This window comes from Flavobacterium calami (genome assembly GCF_038290035.1).
GTDB lineage: Bacteria > Bacteroidota > Bacteroidia > Flavobacteriales > Flavobacteriaceae > Flavobacterium > Flavobacterium calami.
The window spans coordinates 199093-214393 of sequence record NZ_JBBYHS010000005.1; the positions used below are offsets into that span (position 1 = coordinate 199093).

At 33.5% G+C, this 15301-nt stretch carries 18 protein-coding genes; 6 read left to right on the forward strand and 12 right to left on the reverse strand.

Annotated features, from left to right (window positions below; translation table 11 throughout):
* The first annotated feature begins 46 nt into the window (after positions 1-46).
* The gene (locus AAEO57_RS06245) at positions 47-757 is read left to right on the forward strand and encodes a HesA/MoeB/ThiF family protein (protein WP_341690639.1); all 711 of its coding nucleotides are present in this window, start codon (positions 47-49) and stop codon (positions 755-757) included.
* Here AAEO57_RS06245 and AAEO57_RS06250 read toward each other — a convergent pair.
* The 4 genes from AAEO57_RS06250 to AAEO57_RS06265 all read right to left on the reverse strand — a co-directional run bounded on the left by AAEO57_RS06250 (position 754) and on the right by AAEO57_RS06265 (position 3644).
* Positions 754-1548, reverse strand: coding sequence for an MOSC domain-containing protein (locus AAEO57_RS06250; protein ID WP_341690641.1), 795 nt, complete (start codon positions 1546-1548; stop codon positions 754-756). The two genes, AAEO57_RS06245 and AAEO57_RS06250, sit on opposite strands and share 4 nt — an antisense overlap.
* Positions 1549-2187 (reverse strand): leucyl/phenylalanyl-tRNA--protein transferase, encoded by a 639-nt coding sequence (gene aat, locus AAEO57_RS06255; protein ID WP_341690643.1) that lies wholly within the window; start codon positions 2185-2187, stop codon positions 1549-1551.
* Between the two features lie 179 nt (positions 2188-2366).
* Entirely contained in the window at positions 2367-2738 is a 372-nt protein-coding gene (locus AAEO57_RS06260) for a DUF3127 domain-containing protein (protein ID WP_341690646.1), read from the reverse strand.
* 30 nt (positions 2739-2768) lie between these two features.
* Positions 2769-3644 (reverse strand): flavin reductase family protein, encoded by an 876-nt coding sequence (locus AAEO57_RS06265; RefSeq protein ID WP_341690648.1) that lies wholly within the window; start codon positions 3642-3644, stop codon positions 2769-2771.
* Between the two features lie 160 nt (positions 3645-3804).
* Between AAEO57_RS06265 and AAEO57_RS06270 the strand changes: the two genes are divergently transcribed.
* Positions 3805-4959: a sensor histidine kinase gene (locus AAEO57_RS06270; protein ID WP_341690650.1), complete on the forward strand. Its 1155-nt coding sequence runs from the start codon at positions 3805-3807 to the stop codon at positions 4957-4959.
* A 63-nt stretch (positions 4960-5022) separates the two neighbouring features.
* Here the strand turns inward: AAEO57_RS06270 and AAEO57_RS06275 are convergent, their stop codons facing one another.
* Together AAEO57_RS06275 and greA are read right to left on the reverse strand one after the other, a co-directional pair.
* On the reverse strand, positions 5023-5412 hold the full coding sequence (locus AAEO57_RS06275; protein WP_341690652.1) for an HIT family protein: 390 nt from the start codon (positions 5410-5412) through the stop codon (positions 5023-5025).
* A gap of 47 nt (positions 5413-5459) precedes the next feature.
* A complete protein-coding gene (gene greA, locus AAEO57_RS06280; RefSeq protein WP_163408817.1) occupies positions 5460-5936 on the reverse strand; it encodes a transcription elongation factor GreA in 477 nt (158 codons plus the stop codon).
* 157 nt (positions 5937-6093) lie between these two features.
* Here greA and AAEO57_RS06285 point away from each other — a divergent pair, with 157 nt between their 5' ends.
* On the forward strand, positions 6094-6507 hold the full coding sequence (locus AAEO57_RS06285) for a Rieske (2Fe-2S) protein (protein ID WP_341690655.1): 414 nt from the start codon (positions 6094-6096) through the stop codon (positions 6505-6507).
* 58 nt (positions 6508-6565) lie between these two features.
* Here AAEO57_RS06285 and AAEO57_RS06290 read toward each other — a convergent pair whose 3' ends face one another.
* The 5 genes from AAEO57_RS06290 to AAEO57_RS06310 all read right to left on the reverse strand — a co-directional run bounded on the left by AAEO57_RS06290 (position 6566) and on the right by AAEO57_RS06310 (position 12908).
* A complete protein-coding gene (locus tag AAEO57_RS06290; RefSeq protein ID WP_341690657.1) occupies positions 6566-8743 on the reverse strand; it encodes a TonB-dependent receptor in 2178 nt (725 codons plus the stop codon).
* A 312-nt stretch (positions 8744-9055) separates the two neighbouring features.
* Positions 9056-9460: an alternative ribosome rescue aminoacyl-tRNA hydrolase ArfB gene (gene arfB / locus AAEO57_RS06295; RefSeq protein WP_341690659.1), complete on the reverse strand. Its 405-nt coding sequence runs from the start codon at positions 9458-9460 to the stop codon at positions 9056-9058.
* A complete protein-coding gene (locus AAEO57_RS06300; RefSeq protein ID WP_341690661.1) occupies positions 9460-11574 on the reverse strand; it encodes a DUF4301 family protein in 2115 nt (704 codons plus the stop codon). Before AAEO57_RS06300 ends, arfB begins: the two co-directional genes overlap by 1 nt.
* Entirely contained in the window at positions 11535-12158 is a 624-nt protein-coding gene (pnuC, locus tag AAEO57_RS06305; protein ID WP_341690663.1) for a nicotinamide riboside transporter PnuC, read from the reverse strand. The genes AAEO57_RS06300 and pnuC overlap by 40 nt, the downstream gene beginning before the upstream one ends.
* Before the next feature lie 21 nt (positions 12159-12179).
* Positions 12180-12908 carry a phosphoglycerol geranylgeranyltransferase gene (locus tag AAEO57_RS06310; protein WP_341690665.1) on the reverse strand — a complete coding sequence of 243 codons (729 nt, stop codon included), beginning with the start codon at positions 12906-12908 and terminating at the stop codon, positions 12180-12182.
* A 95-nt stretch (positions 12909-13003) separates the two neighbouring features.
* Between AAEO57_RS06310 and AAEO57_RS06315 the strand changes: the two genes are divergently transcribed.
* From AAEO57_RS06315 to AAEO57_RS06325, 3 genes are all read left to right on the forward strand, one after another.
* Positions 13004-13600, forward strand: coding sequence for a Crp/Fnr family transcriptional regulator (locus AAEO57_RS06315; RefSeq protein WP_341690667.1), 597 nt, complete (start codon positions 13004-13006; stop codon positions 13598-13600).
* An 82-nt stretch (positions 13601-13682) separates the two neighbouring features.
* Positions 13683-13970, forward strand: coding sequence for a hypothetical protein (locus tag AAEO57_RS06320; protein WP_341690670.1), 288 nt, complete (start codon positions 13683-13685; stop codon positions 13968-13970).
* Entirely contained in the window at positions 13967-14365 is a 399-nt protein-coding gene (locus tag AAEO57_RS06325) for a group III truncated hemoglobin (RefSeq protein ID WP_341690672.1), read from the forward strand. Before AAEO57_RS06320 ends, AAEO57_RS06325 begins: the two co-directional genes overlap by 4 nt.
* A gap of 36 nt (positions 14366-14401) precedes the next feature.
* Here AAEO57_RS06325 and AAEO57_RS06330 read toward each other — a convergent pair whose 3' ends face one another.
* Positions 14402-15052, reverse strand: a complete 651-nt coding sequence (locus AAEO57_RS06330; RefSeq protein WP_341690675.1) for a 4'-phosphopantetheinyl transferase family protein — start codon at positions 15050-15052, stop codon at positions 14402-14404.
* Positions 15053-15301 lie beyond the last annotated feature (249 nt).

Below are 15301 nucleotides of genomic sequence, written 5' to 3' on the forward strand. Positions count from 1 at the left end.
TTTCACTTTTGACTTTTGACTTTAAAAACTTTAAGACTTACAATTAATGAGCATTATAAAAGAATTTTTACGTTACAGCAGACAAACCATCTTACCGGAAATTGGCGACGAAGGGCAGGAAAAACTCAAAAAGGCAAGAGTTCTGGTTATTGGAGCTGGCGGGTTGGGATGCCCTGTTTTACAATATATTGCTACAGCCGGAGTCGGTTTTATTGGAATAATGGATTTTGATACCATCGAAATCCACAATCTTCACAGGCAGATTTTGTATACTGAAAATGAAATTGGTCAGCAGAAAGCCATTGTCGCCCAAAATATTGTTTCGAAACTAAATCCCTTAATTCAGGCTGAAGCTATTTCTGAAAAATTAACGATTGAAAATGCAGCGCAGATAATTCAGCAATATGATGTTATTGTAGACGGCTCAGATAATTTCACAACCCGTTATCTGGTAAATGACACTTGTGTTATTTTAAACAAACCTCTTGTTTATGGAAGCATTTTAAAATTCGAAGGACAGGTAGCTGTTTTTAACCATAACGGAAGTAAAAATCTGCGTGATTTGTTTCCGGAAATACCTGATCCTAAACACGTTCCAAATTGTAGTATAAACGGAGTTCTTGGGACTTTACCCGGAATTATTGGCACGATGATGGCACATGAAACACTAAAATTAATCCTGGAATTACCTTCTTTAAAAAATGAACTGATTCTTTTTAATACTCTGAATTATAGTTTTACAAAATTGAATTTTTAGAAAACAACGGCATCACCAACCTTAATTATTCCGGGATTCAAACCGACTATATTGGTTCCGAATAAAACAGAATTATTGAAATTCCTGTATTCGCTTAATGTTTTCAGAGGTTCTTTTTTTACAATTCCATTCTGCGGATCATTGTTAACCATAATACATCTTCCGCAGGGTTTTACGTTTTTAAACTGAACTTCTCCGATTTTAAAATGCTCAAAATCATCCTCTTCATGGGGATTTTTGCTACTGATAACAATATTGGGACGAAATCTTCTTATGGTAATTTTTTCTTCTAATTTATCATTCAAAAAATCTAAGCTTTTTGTTCCGATTAATAAATAGGGATACGCATCGGCAAAACTTACATTATAGGTTTCTTTGGATCTTGAACTTTCGTGTTTTCGGTCTCCTGTCTTAATGATTTTTACCAATTTACATTCAAATCCTAAACGATCGCTAAACCATTTAGAAGTTACTTTATTTACTTCGAAAACAAAACTTTTATCATCCCACACTTTAGTATAAATCTGATCCTCTAAGTGCTCACTGATTGAAAATTCATGTTTTTGATTCTGAAAAGTAACCGTGATTTTTCCTTCGGAGATTTGAGGATAAAACTGACTCATTATTGGAAATTCACGCTGTGTGATATGTTGATTATCTGAATCCAGTAACATCCATCGGCGGTCGTTTTCAAAGCCCATTTCTTCAGCAAAAGCCTGCTGACAGCTAATTCCGGCAAGACTTTTTATCGGATAAATATAAATTTCTTTTACAATGTAAACAGCACTCATTTATTTACTTTTTAAAATAGACATAAAATCGTCACGATCAATTTCGCGGCAGCCTAAACTCTCTAAATGCGGATTATAAACCTGGCAATCTAATAGTTTGTAATTTTCTTTTTTCAAATATAACGCTAATGCAATAAAGGCTGTTTTTGAAGCATTAGAAACTTTAGAAAACATGCTTTCTCCACAAAAAACATGTCCTAAATCAATTCCGTACAGCCCTCCGACTAAAGTATCATCCTGCCAGACCTCGACCGATTTAGCAAATCCTTCATCATTTAATTTACAGTAGGCTTCAATCATTTCATCAGATATCCAGGTTCCGTTTTGCCCATCACGCTTAATCTGCTGGCAATTAGAAATCACTTCTCTGAAATTTTTGTTATAAGTGACCTTAAATATTTTCTTGTTCAGAATTTTTCGCATGCTTTTGGATATGACTAATTCATCAAAAAACAATACCATTCTTGGATCTGGTGCCCACCAAAGAATCGGATCTCCCTCATTAAACCATGGAAAAATACCGCTTTTATAAGCCAATTGTAAACGTTCAGAACTCAAATCGCCTCCAATTGCCAAAACACCTTCTTCATCGGCTTCTGTAACTGGCGGAAAAAATAAATCTTTGAATAAATAATACATTTTAAAAAATCAATTTCTATAGCGATTTCAAATTTCTATAATCCTTTTTTGGGAGTTATTTTTGTGATTTCTCCTTTCATTAGAAATGACAAAACTAACCTAAAACTAAAATTCCAAATCCCAAATACACATTAATGATTTGGAATTTGGAATTTCTAATTTTTGGAATTTAAACTTTATTAGAATGGTAAATCGTCCGGTTCGTCTTCGTTTAAATTTGTTGCAGGAGCAAAAGCCTCTGCAGCTGGTACAGGTGGCGTTTGTGCAGGCCCTTCAGGAGCTAATCTCTCGATTCTCCATCCCTGAATACTATTAAAATATCTGGTTTCTCCTTGTGGATTAACCCATTCTCTTCCTCTTAAATTGATAGAAACTTTTACAGCCTCACCTTGTTTGTAGCTACTTAATAAATCGCATTTGTCTTGTGTAAATTCGATTAAAATATGTTGTGGATACTGCTCATCAGTAGTAACAACTAATTCTCTTTTTTTGAATGAAGCACTAACTTGCTGCTCTGGGTTAACTACTTTTACTTTTCCTGTAACTTCCATCTTCTGTCTATATTAATTATTGTTTCTTTCTTATTTCTTCGCCAAAAGTACTTTCCATGCTGATAAAACATCCCCTTCATCAAGGTATTTCTTGGCTTCTAAATGTATTTTCTGCTGATCGTCAGAGCTCAAAACCCCTTTTACCGAAAAATTTTCTTTCACAAATATACTAACTTCTTCTGTTGTGGGCAAGGTTTCTATATTCCCTAATTTCCCAAAATCATTACCGTCAAAAACAGGGCTTTCTTTGATAAAATTTGGAATTGCATCTACTCCAACCCCCAAAGTTGTCAATGGTTTTTCTACTTCAAAAAGTCCCTGATTGGATCTTGAATACCAGTTACTTCCCAATCTTGAAACCAAATCAATTTTATACTGGTCGATTGCTCCGTTTTCATCCAGAATTGAGTCATGAATGTGGATTTTTACCACTTCACAAAGGATCAGATTTCCTGCACCTCCTTCTTCTCCTAAAGGAATAATCTGCGTTACTTTGCACTCAAACTGCACCGGAGATTCTTTTACACGATAAGGTTTTACCAAATCTGAAGGAATCTGTGTTAAACCTGCTTTAATAAATTCGTTTACACCTTCTCCATATTCTGTACTTGCCAGTGAAGTCTGCTGTACCAAATCATAATTCACAACATTAATTACAACTTCACGTGTAGCTTCAGCATTAATCAATGTATGTTTCACAGTATTATCACGCACACGTCTTGAAGGAGAAAAAATCAAGATCGGCGGATTGGCACTAAACACATTAAAGAAACTAAAAGGTGACAAATTAGGAATTCCTTTTGCACTAATTGTACTGGCAAAAGCAATCGGCCTAGGTCCGACAGCGCTTTGCAGATAGCCTTGTAATTTTACCGTTGGTATTTCTTTTGGGTTAATGCTAATCATATCTTTTCTTTTAAACCGGGTATCGTTTCAGCAAATACAAAAGTATAGAAATGCTTTAAGCCAAAGAAATAGTTTCTCGCTTAAAAACAAAAATCTTTGAACACCTGCAAAATATTAAATGTGTATATTTCGTTATATTTATACCTCAAAAATTTAACTTATGTTTTTTTCCGAAAGAAGAAATACAACCCGCTGGATTATCATTTTTATATCCTTTTTAATTATTTCTCTGATACTATGGAATACCTATACTTTTTTTCAAATATTTAAAAACGAGGAAAGGCTAAAGATGAATATTTGGGCCAGTGCACAAAAAGCACTTGTGAATGCTGACGAAAACACCGATCTGGACTTGCCTCTCGAAATTACAAACAATAACACGACAGTACCGGTAATGCTGGTCATGTATGATAAAATTATCAGTACCAAAAATGTCCCTGAACATATCATGAATGACAAAAAAGAATCGATAGCTTTTTTGAATAAGCTGAAAAGTGAAAATGATCCAATTGTCATTGAATATGCACCCGGAAAATATCACCGTATATATTATGGAAACTCGGCTCTGTTAAACAAACTGAAATATTATCCTGTCGCTTTATTACTGATTATCTTTTTGTTTGGTGCTTTGATTTATAATTTTTACAAAAGCACTAAAATGGCCACCCAGAATAAACTTTGGGCAGGGATGGCAAAAGAAACAGCGCATCAAATCGGCACTCCTCTTTCTTCCTTAATAGGCTGGATCGAAATACTCAAAACAGAAAATATTGACCAGACAATCACAACAGAAATAGAAAAAGATGTGGAACGTCTTCAGACAATTACAGATCGTTTTTCTAAAATTGGTTCCATTCCCGTTTTAGAAGAACATGATATCGTTGCCGAAACCTTAAAAACTTATGACTATTTGCAATCCCGCTTTTCTAAACAGGTAACTTTTTCTTATTCAGGCTCAAAAGAACCCATTATTGCATTATTTAATCCAACATTACACAGCTGGACCATCGAAAATCTAGTTAAAAATGCTATTGATGCCATGAGAGGAAAAGGAACCCTGGATCTGCAAATAGAAAAGGATTTGCATCATGTGAAAATAAATGTGAGAGATTCCGGTACCGGAATTCCGAAAAACCAGTTCAAAACTATTTTCGAACCCGGTTTTACCACCAAAAAAAGAGGTTGGGGTCTTGGACTTTCTTTAACCAAAAGAATTGTAGAAGAATACCATAGCGGAAAAATCAGGGTTTTACATTCTGAAATGGGCAAAGGAACTACATTTCAGATCAGGTACAACAAAACTCAACATTCATAAAAACATAAAAAAATCGTTTAAGAAAATAATTCCTTAAACGATTTTTTATCTTTTTTTCTAATCTTAAAGATTTGACTGAATATCTTTTACCAAATTTTCAAATTCGTCTTTAGAAAGCGAAACCTTATTTAAAAAACGCATTTCATCCATTTCATTTAACGGGATTAGATGTACGTGTGCATGAGGAACTTCTAAACCTACAACTGCTATACCTACTCTCTTGCATGTAACGGTTTTTTCTAAAGCAATTGCAATCTTTTTAGAAAATTTCATTAGCCCCAGATACAGTTCATCCTCCAAATCAAAAATCTTATCGGTTTCCTGTTTCGGGATACAAAGTGTATGTCCCTTTGCATTTGGATTTATATCTAAAAAAGCTAAAAAATTATCGTCTTCGGCAATTTTATAGGCCGGAATATCTCCGTTGATTATTTTAGTAAATATTGAACTCATTGTTTATTTGTTTAACTGGTTAGCCAATTAACCGATTAACTACAATATTATTCTCTTGTAATTTCAAGGATTTCGAACTTCAAAACACCGTTTGGCACTGTAATTTCGGCAACTTCGCCAACAGATTTACCAAGCAGCCCTTTTCCGATAGGAGATGTTACCGAGATTTTTCCGGTTTTTAAATCTGCTTCACTTTCAGCTACTAATGTATATTTCATTTCCATTCCGTTGCTTTGGTTTTTGATTTTCACGTTCGAAAGAACCAAAACTTTAGAAACATCCAATTGAGATTCGTCAATTAATCTTGCATTTGCATAAACCTCTTCAAGTTTTGCAATTCTCATTTCTAATAAACCCTGCGCTTCTTTTGCAGCATCATATTCGGCATTTTCAGATAAATCCCCCTTGTCTCTTGCCTCTGCTATATCCTGAGATGCTTTTGGACGCATTACACTCTTTAAATGCTCCAATTCATCTTTTAATTTTTTTAGACCGTCTGCGGTATAATAAGATACTTTACTCATAACTTCATCGTTTATATAAATACAAAAAATCCCATCGGGACGGGATTTTTCGTATTACAAATATAGTATTATTTTTAATAGTACATAATTATATGTTAATCATATAGAATTGAAATGCAAATAAATTATTTTTGTCCTACTAATTCCCTTTGAAACAATGAAAAAAATCTGGCTTTTAATCCTTTTCATTTCGGTACTTTTTTCGTGCAGCGATAATGAGCTAAACAACAAAAATCCTTATATTCCTAATTATACTATGAATTTTACCATAGATATGAATCTTCCGGCTTACTCTAATCTAAAATATGTTAGTAATGGGATTATTATTTCCGGATATGGTGCAAAAGGTGTTATTATTTTTAATGCTGGAAGTGGTTACAATGCGTTTGATGCCGCTTGTCCCAATCAGGCTTTGACTTCCTGTACTGCTATGACTATCCATGGCATTAATGCTGTTTGTTCCTGCGATGATGCCGAATATAGTTTATTTACAGGTTTAGGAGGAAAAGAATATCCCCTAAAACAATATCGTGTTGAAGTAAGCGGAACTGTAATTCATGTTTATAATTAAAAACAAAAGCCTGAAAATTTAAAACTTTCAGGCTCTGCTTTTTTTAATAATCTCGAAATTAGAATTTCAATGTCAGTCCGGCTAAGAAATTTATTCCTGCCTGTGGATAATAATAAGGATAAATATCCCACATGTATCCGTTTGAAACGTATTTTTTATCTAAAATATTATTAACCAATCCTGTAATCATAATTGATTTGAAAATAGATTTTGGCTTAATCTCAAAAGAAACATTCAGATCATTTACAAAATAATCTGCCAGTTTTGCAGACGGCAATTCAATATTGTTCATATACTGCTCTCCTACATATTTTTGCAGTAACGAAATATGCAAATCCTGAATCGGACTATAAACAATTATGTTCCCGGCAATAACAGAAGGCGAATAAGCAATATCAGTTGTGCCGTAGTTTTGACCTTCAACATCCAAATCGACATTTTTATTACTACTTAAGGTGAAGTTTGGTCTAATAATAAATTTATCAGAAAGTTTAATTGTTGCATCGGCTTCAAAACCTAAACGATAACTTTTATCTGTATTTGAGCGAATTGGATTTCCAACATCGTCTAACGTTCCCGTTAAAATCAATTGGTCTTTATACCCCATATAATACAAATTCGTAGTCAGTTGAAATTTCTCCGAATTGAATCTCCAGCCTAATTCAAAGTCATTCAATTTTTCAGGTTTTACATTTCCGCCTTCATAATCGGTTCTGTTTGGTTCACGATTGGCACGGGCGTATGAAAAATACAACGTGCTCTTTTGATCGATTTCAAAGTTTAAACCCGCTTTTGGATTAAAGAAATTAAAAGTATCATCTACCAAACCGGTTTCCCAGCTGTTAGCTTTATATCTTACATTTCGGTATTGCAAATCGCCATAAAAACTTAATTTATCAAATAACTGATAATTGGCTTTTGCAAAAATATTTCCATCCGTTTTTGTCGAAAAATCATCGTAATAATGATCTTCCAATTCTGTCTGATCAGAATATCTTGCCCAGATTATTTTTCCGAAATGATCACCCTCGTATTTATTCCAGCCTCCGCCAAGGATTACATTCAGTTTTTCTGCTGTATATTTTAAAGAAAAAGTAGTTCCGTAAAAATCATTATCCAGCCATTTTTGACGAATTAAATCCGTCCCCGGAACTAAATCACCGTTATCATCTTCGACCATTTTTGTGGACTGAATTCCTTCATAACCTGCAACAGGTTCGTCGTATTTATAATTTTCATAGTAACCAAGCCCTTTAGTATAATGAAAAGCAAGATTTGTACTCCATTTATCAGAAAACGATTCACTCCAGTGCAGCTGATAATGATCCTGATTGTAGTTATCGGTTTCATTGTCATAAAAATGAATATTTCCCTGCGCATCTTTATATTTTCCAGACGAGTTATATCTACGATTCTCGTTTAAAGTTTCGGCATCAATCCCATTCCAGGACTGATATGTTTTTTGAGTCCCTCCAAAAACCAATGCTTTAATCAAAGTGGTTTTGCCAACATAAGTTCCTTGCAAAAAATACGATTTTAAATCAGAACTTCCTCGATCTACATAACCATCAGACTTTATTGTAGACAAACGTCCGGCAAGCTCGAAATGATCGTTTAACAAACCTGTACTGAATTTTACCGTATTTTTATTCGAATTAAAAGTTCCGTAAGAACTTGAGATCTCACCACTCGCTTTTGTAGCATAATTATCTGTCAGCATGTTCAGACTGGCTCCAAAAGCACCAGAACCATTGGTTGATGTTCCAACACCGCGCTGCAATTGCAGACTTTCTACCGAAGAAGCAAAATCAGGCATATTTACCCAAAAAGTTCCCTGACTTTCGGCATCATTATACGGAATTCCGTTTATGGTAACATTTACCCTTGTCGCATCGCTTCCACGTACACGGATTCCTGTATAGCCCATTCCGTTTCCCGCATCAGAAGTAGTTACGACTGATGGCAGATAATTCATTAAAATTGGAATATCCTGACCAAGATTTCTGTACTTGATTTCTTTTTTATCCATATTACTAAAACTCACTGGAGTTTTTGCCGTAACACGAACGGCTGAAACTAATACATTATCCAGCTGATTAACTTTGGTTGAATCCTGCTCTTGTGCAGTAGAGAATAGAGAATAGAATAAAAAAAATAGAATAAAAAAAATAGAATTTTGGTTCCTCTTAGAACCTTTGTAACTTAGCACCTCAGTACCTTTTAAAAAAGTTTTCATCCGTAAAGAATTACGAATAAAAGGGGGAATTATTCTTGGTTAAATTAATAAATGTGTTCCCGACAAAATATAGTTTTAGACTAAAATAGTTGTCGTTTTTTCCCTTAGCAACATTACTCGCTCAGGTTCTTTGGGTATGATCTCAGCTCGTTATTTAGAGCACCCCTTTGAGACAGTGCAAAAGTAGTGCTAAAATATTTAAAACTCCAAAAAGAAATTCCTTTTAAAATTCCAATTTGTGAAATTCCAAATTTTCAAAGGCTTATTGCGATTGTTTTGGAATTTGGAATTTGGAATTTTTAGTTTTAAAATTTATTCTAAATTGGGTTTTCTACGAGATTGTTTCAAATCAGAAATATTCTTTTTGTCCTTAATTCGCCTTTTAATTACTGATTTTGGAATCTTAGTAGCTTTTCGAATCTTCGGAACAAACAATCCTTTTTTAATAATTTCCAAAAAACGTTTTACAACAACCTCCTTATTCTTAATCTGACTTCGGTCTTCGTCACAATTTAAAATCAGAATATTTTCAGAAGTCAAGCGTGATGCAAGATTGGTTTCTAAAAGTAATTTTTCTTCAACAGATAATGCCTGAGAAGCATTCAAATCAAAAGTCAGTACAACTTTTGAGGATACTTTGTTTACATTTTGCCCTCCTGCCCCACTGCTTCGTACTGCTTTGAAATTTAATTCTGATATGATTTTTTCAACATCCATTATTGGGGCTGATGCGCAGGTTTTAGTAAATCGTTTACTGTTTTTACCGGATTAAATGTTATCAAAGGAACCGCAACAAAAATGGTAAGCCAGTTTGACATTCCACCATTCCATAATCCTGGTAATTCGTAGTTTTTTACCACTTTTCCTTCAGCACTTTTTTCTACAATAAAACCTGTATTGTGATCTACAAATTCCGGTAAGTCAAATTTTTCTCCTTTATAATTTTTAGTCCCGCAAACCAAATCTACCGGATTAAAGTGAGTCGAATCTTCTAAGATTGATTTTTGCTTTTTATTGGTTAAATCAACCTGTGAGCTTTCTACAATCTGCAATGAAATATCCCCTTTATCATTTCTGATCCAAAAAGGACCTCCACCAGCTTCACCTTCATTTTTAACCATTCCGCAAACACGGATTGGTCTGTCAAGAAGTTCTTTTATTTTGCTTATTTTATTTTCGAAAGTAAATTTATTAAAGTTACTTGTCATTTCAATATTAAGCTTTTGCATTAAAAACTTAACGATTTCCTCAACGTCCTGTTCTTTAATTTGCTCTTTTTCAATAGCATTTAAATAACCGAAAACTTTTTGTTGAGCTTCTATTAAAATTCCTCCTAAGGCTTTTTTGTATAAAGTAATCTTATCAATATTGTTTTGAATCACATTATCGATATTCTTTATAAAAATAATATCTGCATCAATATTATTTAAATTTTCAATTAAAGCACCGTGGCCACCAGGTCTGAAAATAAACGATCCTTTCTGGCTTCTGAAAACATTGTCTTTTACATCGACTGCAATAGAATCTGTTTGCTTATTTTGATATGAAAAACTAATATTTATTTGTGTTCCCGATGCAGCTTCCACTTTTTCTTTTACTTCTGCAATCGCTTTTTCAAACAATCCCTGATGAGCTTCTGAAACTGTAAAATGCAGATTCGAAGTTTTATTTGTAGCGACATAATGCACACACTCATTCAGGTGCTCCTCTATTGGATTTGCAATATGGGTTTTATACTTGTGAAAAGGCAAAACTGCTTTTGGTTTGTTCGCAAAATCAAAATAATCTGAAGACAGTAAAAATTTTATAAAATAATAATTTTTGTAATCTCTGGGCAGAGTATCAAAGTCAGGATAAACCTCTTTTAGCTTTTCATATACAGCTTCGAAAAAAGGAAATTTATCCATTCCAACAATAAAAATAGACAAGTCATTATCTGTTTTTCTATTGATGTAAGCATTAATCGTTTCTTTTTCGATATCATAACTATTAAAAAAGGCAATTAAAAACTTAAACATTCTGGTGGCTGCACCAGAAGCCGGAATGAATTTACAAATCTTGAAATTTTCTTTATTCTTATCAAAGAAATCGGCTTTTTCTTTAAAATCTTCATCTGAAAGACTTAGAATTCCGTTGTTAATGGTTGCAGGACTTATCAAATTACATTTTGAAATTCCTTTTTTAAAGATTTTAAGTTGTTTCAGTATATTTTCGAAAGGAATACCGTGATTATAAATTTCGACAAAATCTGCTGATGAAAAACCTTTCTTTTTAGCAATCGTCAGATTATCAATAATGGCAATAGCTTTTGCCAAACGGCTTTCTTTGTCTCCTGAAATCGTAATAAACGGTTTTTTATTATCTATTAGAGCTTGTTTAAAACCCGAAAAAACAGTTTCTCTTTTATTCGGACTGTCACGAATATCGTCTTTTTCCCAAGGCACATCGATATCGGTAAGAAAAAACAAATCGTATTCGTGCTGTAAAGCAGCTTCATTTAAAAGCGGATTACAAACCCCGTAATACATTTCAGAAAAAGCCTTGGTCACCATTAAATTGGTGTCACAAAACAAATATTTTTGGGCGTGATACAGTTTTTCGTTTTCTAATGCAACCTGTCCGTATGCAATTGGCATCATGTCCTCTTCAGTACAAACCTGCTGTTTTTCTTCCCATTTTTGCTCCAGGTAATCCCGAGCAAACTCAGGAACCCAATCGGTTTCATAATAATCTGCCAACTGTTTTGCCAATGTGGTTTTCCCTGTACTTTCAGGTCCAAATAAGGCAATTTTTATAATATTTGTTCTTTGCTGTCTAAGATTTTTCTCCATTTTAAATAAGCTGAAATAGCCAAAATTGTAAAAATTAAATACTGAAGTGACAGCATGCCTAAACCACGATATGCGTAAAGCGGTACAACAATAATATCACCTATAATCCAAAGTGTCCAGTTTTCGATTTTTTTCCTTGCCATATACCACATTCCGGAAAAAAATATACCAGATGAAATCATATCAATATAATTGTCTGGATTGATTGTGTAATCAAAATATTTATAAACACCTAAAACTACAAAAATAGTAACAATAAACAATAAAATTCCTGTTATTTTTTCTTTTAAATTTGTTCGTGTAATAGGTAAATTATCTTCTGCCGTTCCTCCTTTTGCCCAAACATACCAACCATAAATACTCATAATCGAAAAATAAGCATTTATTATCATATCTCCTATGTAACCAGCCACATACAAAAGATAAACTGAAATTACTGTTGCAATGAGACCCGTGGGATACACCCATATATTTTCTTTTTTTGCAAACCAGACACTTAATATCCCGCATACAAAAACCAAAAATTCCAAAGCGATGTGCCATAAAGGAGCATTTTTATAACTTTCAAGAAAAAAATCAATCATCTGGTTACGCTTTTTGTTTTTTTAAAGTTCAAAAAAATGGCTGTCATTTTCAAATGCAGTGCCAATAACGACTAAGTCAGCACCTGCTTTGTAAGCTTTTTGAATTCCGTGTAAATCTGTAATTCCACCGCCAACAATTATTGGTATTTCGATATTTTTTGCTATTAACTGAATCATTTTTAGAGGTACTGCATTTTTGGCTCCGCTTCCGGCTTCTAAATACATTAATTTATTTCCTAACATTTCTCCTGCCTGAGCCGTGGCCAGAACCAAATCAAAATTTTCACGATTAAGCGGCTTTGTTTTACTAACACGTGCAACGGCAGTTTCATTACCGCTTTCAATCAAAATATATCCTGTCGAAATCACTTCCAGATTGGTTTTTTTTAAAATTGGCGCAGCCTGAACTTGATATTCAATCAAATAATCCGGATTTCTACCTGACAATAATGACAGAAACAAAATAGCATCGGCATGAGGTGAAATCTGTGACGGATCACCCGGAAATATAACAACGGGCAAGTTTGTTTTTTGTTTTAACTGAGCAATTAATTCTTCCAAAATGGTGGCCTTGACAATGCTTCCTCCCACAAAAATATGGGTTGCAGGAGACTGATTAATTTTTTGGATTAAACTATCCAGATTTCCTAATACGATTTTATCAGGGTCTAAAAGTATAGCCAGCAGCTTCTGTCCTTGCCTTTTGGCTTCTAGAATCTGTTGGTGTATATTAAGTAATTTTTGCTCCATAATGGATGTAAAAGTAAAAGTTTTTTAAAGCCGAAGAACTATTTTGAATAAATTATATTTGTATAACTGCTTTTAACAACCAAAGAAACAACCCTATGATTACCCCTGAATTATTAGAAAAACATGGTGCTTTGAAAAAATCTTTCGACAAAAATCAAGTTATTTTTGAAGAAGGGATTTTTCCTTCAAACTACTTTCAGATTTTTTTGGGTGAAGTAAAAATGAGTAATTATAATGATGACGGACGGGAGTTTATTCAGGGAATATTTTATAAAAACCAGTCGTTTGGTGAACCTCCTTTATTTTTAAATCAAAAATATCCCGCCAATGCTATTGCAGTTGAAGACACTGAAATTTTTGTTCTTCCAAAAGCAAACTTCATGAAACTGCTGGAAGAAAACCCAAAAATCAGCATTAAAATAATCGAAAATTTAGCCCAGAGATTATACTATAAATCAGTTATGGCAGCCGAGATTTCGACACAGGAGCCAGAACATCGCGTTTTAAAATTAATCGATCACGGAATTGTGTATTTTAATTTTAAAAAAGATAAAAATGGCTATCTCATCAATTTCACCAGACAACAAATTGGAGACCTGACTGGATTACGTGTCGAAACGGTAATCAGAACAATAAAAAATTTAGAGAAAAAAGGCGAATTGAAGATTATAAACCGAAAAGTATACCGATAAAAAAGTTCCTGTTTTATGATTTAAGTCATAAAATGGAGCGGTATTGTGCATGTACCTTTGTTGATATAAAAAACTCAATATCATGACACTATATCAAACCACTTTCGAGATTTTCAATAAAAACTATATGGGTTCTGCTGCTATGGCAGTAATTGCTCAAAGCTGTTTAGGAGGTGCTGCAGCAATGTATGTACTTGCAAACGGAACTTCAATACCGCAAATGATTCAGTTGGCTATTATTGTTCTGGCTTGTGTTTTTGCAAACACCTCTATTTTGGCACAAATGAAACACAAAGTTATCTTTAATTTTATTCTTGCGAGCACTTTTATTAGTGTTTTATTTATCTTTTTAAATAGTTTTGTATTGTGAAAAAACGAATAGAAACCAGAGCTGATATTTCTTTATTAGTACATCAGTTCTACACTAAAATAAGAGCCGATAAGGAAATCGGCTTTTATTTTAATGAAATTATTTCTGATTGGAATGCACATCTCGAAAAACTAACTGATTTCTGGGAGATGAACTTATTTGGGGTAAAAAAATACAATGGAAATCCTCTTGTTGTTCATAATGAAATTGATGCTCATTTTGAGGGCAAAATTACTTCAAATGAATTCGGAATCTGGCTAAACCACTGGTTTCAGACTATTGATGAATATTTTGAAGGCGAAAATGCCGATACGCTGAAAAGACGCGCCAGAAAAATGAGTACTTTTTTATATATGAGTATGTTTCAGCATCGTCAAAAAGAAAGTGAAATTTAAAAACTGAAAACTGTCACTGCGACTGCGACCAATAAACTACTTCTCAAAAGCATAAACCAAAGTAAACTTACCCTCAAAATTATCTGACTCAATTTCCTGATAATGCACATTAAAATCTTTTGTCAGATCATCAAAATGAAGACTTGCCTGGGTTTGGGATTCCTTTAGAGAAAAATTGTTTACATTAATATGATCTTTAAAACTGATTCCTTTTTCGTTTCTGATTTTAAAGATGGCTTCTTTGGCTCCCCAGATTACGGTAAGTTTTTTAATATACTCTTCAGTAAATTGAGGTTTTAAATAATTGCATTCAAAATCGGTAAATTTATCTGCAATTCTCTGAATTTTTTCGCGCTGCAATTCCATATCAATCCCTACAGTTTCGTGGCTTATAATTATGGCCGCAAAATGATACGAATGCGTTATTGAAATATAGTTATGACAATCAAAATAAGGTTTTCCGAATTCGTCATAATGTAAATCTTTATCTGTAAAACCCATTTCCTGAATCAGCATTCGAACACTCAAAAAAGCACGCTGATGCATTTCAGACTTCATTCCGTCCAGCCTGGCTTGTGTTTTTTCTTTTAAAACCACTTTACTCCTTAGTTCATCAAAAGATTCTGTTATTTCCCAGATTAAAATTTTGGTAGATTCATTGCATTGTATGGTCTGAAATAAAGGCATTTCTTTTAATTATAAATTATGAATGATAAATTGTAAATTATTTCTTTTTGAAAATAACTTATCCATTGAACTCTGGTCTAGCCCTGATGGGAGCGGCATCCTTTTATGGTGGGGTTCACCATAAAAGATACAGCGGACAGCAGGATTGGCTTCTAACTTCGATTATCCAAATATGACAAATACAGCCCGGAACTAACATTCTAAAGATTAAGAAATTAAACATTTCACAAATCTTACAGAAAGTTGTAA

Bases quoted from the DNA above. Each gene is read 5' to 3' on its own strand.
- AAEO57_RS06250 (WP_341690641.1), bottom strand. From the start codon at position 1,548: ATGAGTGCTGTTTACATTGTAAAAGAAATTTATATTTATCCGATAAAA.
- AAEO57_RS06265 (WP_341690648.1), bottom strand. From the start codon at position 3,644: ATGATTAGCATTAACCCAAAAGAAATACCAACGGTAAAATTACAAGGC.
- AAEO57_RS06330 (WP_341690675.1), bottom strand. From the start codon at position 15,052: ATGCCTTTATTTCAGACCATACAATGCAATGAATCTACCAAAATTTTA.
- greA (WP_163408817.1), bottom strand. From the start codon at position 5,936: ATGAGTAAAGTATCTTATTATACCGCAGACGGTCTAAAAAAATTAAAA.
- arfB (WP_341690659.1), bottom strand. From the start codon at position 9,460: ATGGATGTTGAAAAAATCATATCAGAATTAAATTTCAAAGCAGTACGA.
- AAEO57_RS06290 (WP_341690657.1), bottom strand. From the start codon at position 8,743: ATGAAAACTTTTTTAAAAGGTACTGAGGTGCTAAGTTACAAAGGTTCT.
- AAEO57_RS06270 (WP_341690650.1), top strand. From the start codon at position 3,805: ATGTTTTTTTCCGAAAGAAGAAATACAACCCGCTGGATTATCATTTTT.
- pnuC (WP_341690663.1), bottom strand. From the start codon at position 12,158: ATGATTGATTTTTTTCTTGAAAGTTATAAAAATGCTCCTTTATGGCAC.
- AAEO57_RS06285 (WP_341690655.1), top strand. From the start codon at position 6,094: ATGAAAAAAATCTGGCTTTTAATCCTTTTCATTTCGGTACTTTTTTCG.
- AAEO57_RS06275 (WP_341690652.1), bottom strand. From the start codon at position 5,412: ATGAGTTCAATATTTACTAAAATAATCAACGGAGATATTCCGGCCTAT.
- AAEO57_RS06310 (WP_341690665.1), bottom strand. From the start codon at position 12,908: ATGGAGCAAAAATTACTTAATATACACCAACAGATTCTAGAAGCCAAA.
- AAEO57_RS06300 (WP_341690661.1), bottom strand. From the start codon at position 11,574: ATGGAGAAAAATCTTAGACAGCAAAGAACAAATATTATAAAAATTGCC.
- AAEO57_RS06245 (WP_341690639.1), top strand. From the start codon at position 47: ATGAGCATTATAAAAGAATTTTTACGTTACAGCAGACAAACCATCTTA.
- aat (WP_341690643.1), bottom strand. From the start codon at position 2,187: ATGTATTATTTATTCAAAGATTTATTTTTTCCGCCAGTTACAGAAGCC.
- AAEO57_RS06315 (WP_341690667.1), top strand. From the start codon at position 13,004: ATGATTACCCCTGAATTATTAGAAAAACATGGTGCTTTGAAAAAATCT.
- AAEO57_RS06260 (WP_341690646.1), bottom strand. From the start codon at position 2,738: ATGGAAGTTACAGGAAAAGTAAAAGTAGTTAACCCAGAGCAGCAAGTT.
- AAEO57_RS06320 (WP_341690670.1), top strand. From the start codon at position 13,683: ATGACACTATATCAAACCACTTTCGAGATTTTCAATAAAAACTATATG.